This window comes from Sphaerotilus sp. (genome assembly GCF_041083715.1).
Lineage (GTDB): Bacteria > Pseudomonadota > Gammaproteobacteria > Burkholderiales > Burkholderiaceae_C > Sphaerotilus.
This window is the reverse complement of sequence record NZ_JBFPGY010000375.1, coordinates 1-5166: the sequence shown is the minus strand read 5'-3', so window position 1 is coordinate 5166 and position 5166 is coordinate 1. Positions and strand designations below refer to the sequence as shown.

The 5166-nt window shown below is 68.5% G+C and carries 6 protein-coding genes; all 6 read left to right on the top strand.

The features are described 5' to 3' along the window. Window positions 1-273, top strand: a 273-nt coding sequence (locus tag AB3X43_RS17680; protein WP_369431183.1) for a type 2 periplasmic-binding domain-containing protein, incomplete at its 5' end; no start/stop codon positions are given. A gap of 169 nt (window positions 274-442) precedes the next feature. Beyond that, the gene (locus tag AB3X43_RS17675; protein WP_369431184.1) at window positions 443-1108 is read left to right on the top strand and encodes a substrate-binding domain-containing protein; all 666 of its coding nucleotides are present in this window, start codon (window positions 443-445) and stop codon (window positions 1106-1108) included. A gap of 29 nt (window positions 1109-1137) precedes the next feature. Then, window positions 1138-2166, top strand: a complete 1029-nt coding sequence (locus tag AB3X43_RS17670; RefSeq protein WP_369431182.1) for an amidohydrolase family protein — start codon at window positions 1138-1140, stop codon at window positions 2164-2166. Between the two features lie 2 nt (window positions 2167-2168). Beyond that, window positions 2169-2864, top strand: a complete 696-nt coding sequence (gene ligK / locus AB3X43_RS17665) for a 4-carboxy-4-hydroxy-2-oxoadipate aldolase/oxaloacetate decarboxylase (protein ID WP_369431181.1) — start codon at window positions 2169-2171, stop codon at window positions 2862-2864. Window positions 2865-2947: 83 nt separating this feature from the next. Then, window positions 2948-3886, top strand: coding sequence for an amidohydrolase family protein (locus tag AB3X43_RS17660; RefSeq protein ID WP_369431180.1), 939 nt, complete (start codon window positions 2948-2950; stop codon window positions 3884-3886). 31 nt (window positions 3887-3917) lie between these two features. Beyond that, on the top strand, window positions 3918-5166 hold a 1249-nt coding region (locus AB3X43_RS17655; protein WP_369431179.1), incomplete at its 3' end, for a tannase/feruloyl esterase family alpha/beta hydrolase.

The following is a 5166-nucleotide window of genomic DNA, read 5'->3' as shown; positions in this document are numbered from 1 at the left end:
GCGTGGGAGGTGTCCAGCGTCGCGTCCATCATCGATCTGGTCTGCGCCCGCTACGGGCAGGCGGTGCTCACGGCCAGCGCGGTGGCGGCGTCGGGGCGGGCGGACGAGCTGTCGGTGCGGCCGATCATGGCGCCAAGCCTGCCCAGCGTGCTGTGCCTGGCCGCGTCGTCGCGCCAGCGCAGCACGCCACTGATCCGCCTCACCCGCCGCTTGCTGGAGGAGCTGGCGCGGGGCCTGCCGCAGGCGGCTGCGGCGCAGTCGCTGCCTGGCTGAATGCCATCGATATGCTGATTCGACATAGCAGCTAGTGCAGAAATCCCCTGTTCGGCATGGAGCGAGATGTCCAGAATCCGCGCACCCCTTCTTGCCGCCAGGCGCCTGTACCCCCATGACTGCTGTCCCGCTCGAACCGACGCTGGCCGAACTCCACGGCATCTCCTCGATGGCCACCCGCCAGGTGCTGGCCGATCTGGTGGCGGCGTATGCGCCGCGCTCTGACGTGCCGGTGGTGATCGAGTCGGTCGGCGGTGTCGATGCGGCCCGGCGTGTGCTGGCAGGTGAGGCGTTCGACGTGGTGATCCTCGCCTCCGACGCCATCGACAAGCTGATCGCGGCCGGCTGCGTGGTGGCGGACAGCAAGGTCGACCTCGTGCATTCGGGTGTGGCCGTCGCCGTGCGCGCCGGGGCGCCGCGGCCGGACATCGGCTCGGAGGCCGCCGTGCGCGCCGCGGTGCTGGTCGCCCGCAGCGTGGGCTACTCCACCGGCCCGAGCGGCGTGGCGCTGGCCAGGCTGTTCGAGCGCTGGGGCATCGCCGGCGAGATCGCCGCGCGGCTGGTCACGCCGCCACCCGGTGTCCCGGTCGGTTCGCTCGTGGCACGTGGCGAGGTCGAACTCGGTTTCCAGCAGTTCAGCGAGCTGATCAACCTGGATGGCCTCGACGTGCTCGGTCCGCTGCCGCCCGCCATCCAGATCACCACCACCTTTTCCGCTGGCGTCTGCACGTCGGCTGCCCCCGCCCGGGCCGCGGCCGTGCGCGAGATGCTGGCCTTCATGGCCTCGCCCGCAGCGGCCGACGCCAAGCGCCGCCAAGGCATGGATCCGGCCTGAGCCACCCACCGTTCACCAGGAGACTCCCCATGATCATCGACGTCCACGGCCACTACACCACCGCCCCGGCCGCCCTCGGCCTCTGGCGCGATCTGCAGATCGCCGCGCTGAAAGACCCGTCCAAGGCGCCGAACCCGGCGGATCTGAAGATCAGCGACGACGAACTGCGCGAGTCGATCGAGACCAACCAGCTCAAGCTGATGAAGCAGCGCGGCTCGGACCTGACCATCTTCAGCCCGCGCGCCAGCTTCATGGCGCACCACATCGGCGACTTCCAGACATCGAGCACCTGGGCGGCGATCTGCAATGAACTCTGCTTCCGCGTGGCCGAGCTGTTCCCGGACCACTTCATCCCGGCCGCGATGCTGCCGCAGTCGCCCGGCGTCGATCCGGCGACCTGCATCCCCGAGTTGGTCAAGTGCGTCGAGCAGTTCGGCAACGTCGGCATCAACCTGAACCCGGATCCGTCCGGCGGCCACTGGACCTCGCCGCCGCTGAGCGACAGGAGCTGGTACCCCATCTACGAGAAGATGGTCGAGTACGACATCCCGGCGATGGTCCACGTGTCGACCAGCTGCAACAGCTGCTTCCACACCACCGGCGCGCACTACCTGAACGCGGACACGACGGCGTTCATGCAGTGCCTGACCAGCGACCTGTTCAAGGACTTCCCGACCCTGAAGTTCCTGATCCCGCACGGCGGCGGCGCGGTGCCGTATCACTGGGGCCGTTTCCGTGGCCTGGCGCAGGAGCTGAAGAAGCCGCTGCTGTCCGAGCACCTGCTGAACAACATCTACTTCGACACCTGCGTCTACCACCAGCCGGGCATCGACCTGCTGACCAAGGTGATCCCGGTCAAGAACATCCTGTTCGCCAGCGAGATGATCGGCGCCGTGCGCGGCATCGACCCGGAAACCGGCCACTACTACGACGACACCAAGCGCTACGTCGCCGCCACGGCCAACCTGACCGACGACGAACGCTTCCAGATCTACGAAGGCAACGCCCGCCGCGTCTTCTCGCGCCTGGACACCGCACTCAAAGCCAAAGGACTCTGACCATGACTTCCCTGATGAACCAGCTCGGCGTTGTCAAACGCGGCATCGTGCGTGCGGATCCTGCCGCGGTCGAGAAGCTGTCGCGCTTCGGCGTGGCCACCATCCACGAGGCCATGGGCCGCGTCGGTCTGATGAAGCCCTATATGCGGCCGATCTACACCGGCGCCAAGATCTGCGGTACCGCGGTCACCGTGCTGCTGCAGCCGGGTGACAACTGGATGATGCACGTCGCCGCCGAGCAGCTGCAGCCTGGCGACGTCGCCGTGGCGGCCTGCACCACCGACAACGCCGACGGCTTCTTCGGCGACCTGCTGGCGACCAGCTTCCAGGCGCGCGGCGCCAAGGGCCTGGTCATCGACGGCGGCGTGCGCGACGTGGACGAGCTGCAGGCCATGGGCTTCCCGGTCTTCGCCAAGGCCATCCACGCCAAGGGCACGATCAAGGCCACGCTGGGCTCGGTCAACATCCCGGTGGTCTGCGCCGGTGCGCTGGTCAACCCGGGCGACGTGGTGATCGCGGATGCCGACGGCATCGTCGTCGTGCCCGCCGCGATGGCGCAGCAGGTGGCCGATGCGGCCGAGAAGCGCGAGAGCTTCGAAGGAGAGAAGCGCGCCCGCTTCGCCGCGGGCGAGCTGGGGCTGGACATGTACAAGATGCGCGAGCCGCTGGAAAAAGCCGGCCTGCGCTACATCGACTGACCGCCCGCCGCGTCGACAGGCGCACCGAGGCCGGCCGGATCCTCGGCCATGCCAATGACCGCAATCCCAAGGACTGAGACACCATGAGCAAACCCACCACGGGTGATTTCACCAAGACCGCGGGCTGGATGGACTGGTACACCGGTCCGACCCGGCCGGCGTTCCAGCTGCCCGCAGGCGCCGTCGATGCGCACTGCCACGTCTTCGGCCCCGGTGCCGAGTTCCCCTACGCGCCGGAGCGCAAGTACACGCCCTGCGATGCCTCGAAGCACGCGCTGTACGCCCTGCGCGACCACCTCGGCTTCGCCCGCAACGTCGTCGTGCAGGCCACCTGCCACGGTGCTGACAACCGCGCCATGATCGACGCCTGCGTGTCCTCGGGCGGCAAGGCCCGCGGGGTTGCCACCGTGCGCCGCAGCGTCACCGACGACGAGCTGCAGGCGATGCACGCGGCTGGCGTGCGCGGTGTGCGCTTCAACTTCGTCAAGCGGCTGGTGGACTTCACGCCCAAGGACGAGCTGATGGAGATCGCCGCCCGCATCGGCCAGCTGGGCTGGCACGTGGTCATCTACTTCGAGGCGGTGGACCTGCCCGAGCTGTGGGACTTCTTCACCGCGCTGCCGACGATGGTCGTCGTGGACCACATGGGCCGTCCGGACGTGTCCAAGCCGATCGACGGCCCGGAGTTCACGCTGTTCCTGGAGTTCATGCGCCAGCACCCGAACGTCTGGAGCAAGGTGAGCTGCCCCGAGCGCCTGAGCGTCACCGGCCCGAAGGCGCTGGACGGCGAGCGCAACGCCTACGCCGACGTGGTGCCCTTCGCCCGCCGCGTGGTCGAGGAGTTCCCGGACCGCGTGCTCTGGGGCACCGACTGGCCGCACCCGAACCTGAAGGACCACATGCCCGACGACGGTCTGCTGGTCGATTTCATCCCGCACATCGCACCGACCGCCGAGCTGCAGCGCCAGCTGCTGGTGGACAACCCGATGCGCCTGTACTGGCCCGAAGAAGCCGGCGCCTGAGTCCGGTGCCGCCCCCACGAGGAGACAAGCTGTGCACCACAAGAACACCACGACCAGGCGCACCAGCCGCTGCGCTGCGCTGACGCTGATCGCCGCTGCCGCCCTGTCCGCCTGCGGCACCACAACACTGCGTGCCACGCCGGTCGCCTGTGCCGAGTTGCCGGCCGCGCTGGCCTCGCTGAAGAACGTGCGTGTCACGGCAGCCAGGGACGTGGCCGCCGACGGCAAGGGCACGCCTGCGCATTGCCAGGTCACCGGGGTCGCCAACGAGCGCACGGGCGTGGACGGCAATGCCTATGCCATCGGCTTCGAAATGCGGCTGCCGCAGGCGTGGAACAAGGGCTTCCTGCACCAGGTGAATGGCGGCAATGACGGCAAGGTCGTGCCGGCAACGGGCGCGCTGGGCGTGCTGGCGGTCAACGGATTGCAGCGTGGCTTCGCGGTGATCAGCTCCGACTCGGGCCACACCGAGGCGGATCCGGCGAACGCGAACTTCGGCCTGGCGCAGGGCAACGCCTTCGGCCTCGACCCGCAGGCGCGCCGCGACTACGGCTACACCGCCGACGACACCATGTACACGGTGGCGCAGGCGCTGATCGCACGCCACTACGGACAGGCTCCGGTGCGCAGCTACATGGCTGGCTGCTCCAACGGCGGTCGCCACGCACTGGTCGCGGCCACCCGCTACGCCGACCGCTACGACGGCATCCTGGCCGGTGCGCCGGGGTTCAATCTGCCCAAGGCTGCCGTGCAGCACGCCTGGGACGTGCAGAGCTGGCAGATGGTGAACCCCGCCGATCCGGACATCCGCAAGGCCTTCAGCCCGGACGACATGAGGCTGGTCGCTGCCAAGGTGCTGGAGAAGTGCGACGCGCTCGACGGTGCGGTCGACGGTGTTGTGGGCGATCTCGTGCGCTGCCAGTCGGTGTTCAAGCTGGCGGATCTGCAGTGTGCCGGCGACAAGACACCGCGGTGCCTGAGTGCCACGCAGGTCATGGCACTCGACCGTGCCTTCGCTGGTCCGCGCAACAGCAAGGGCGAGCCGCTCTACAGCGACTGGTCGTTCGACGCCGGCATGGGCGCGGGCAACTGGCGCTTCTGGAAGCTGGAAAGCCAGATCCCGCCGTGGGACAAGCTGCCGCTGATCGCCACGATGGGCGCCGGCTCGCTGTCCTACATCTTCACGACACCGCCGACGACGACCAGCGGAACGCCAGCCGCGCTGCTGGATTACCTGACCAAGTTCAACTTCGACACCGATGCACCGCGCATCTTCGCCC

Bases quoted from the DNA above. Each gene is read 5' to 3' on its own strand.
- AB3X43_RS17675 (WP_369431184.1), top strand. From the start codon at position 443: ATGGCCACCCGCCAGGTGCTGGCCGATCTGGTGGCGGCGTATGCGCCG.
- AB3X43_RS17660 (WP_369431180.1), top strand. From the start codon at position 2,948: ATGAGCAAACCCACCACGGGTGATTTCACCAAGACCGCGGGCTGGATG.
- AB3X43_RS17670 (WP_369431182.1), top strand. From the start codon at position 1,138: ATGATCATCGACGTCCACGGCCACTACACCACCGCCCCGGCCGCCCTC.
- ligK (WP_369431181.1), top strand. From the start codon at position 2,169: ATGACTTCCCTGATGAACCAGCTCGGCGTTGTCAAACGCGGCATCGTG.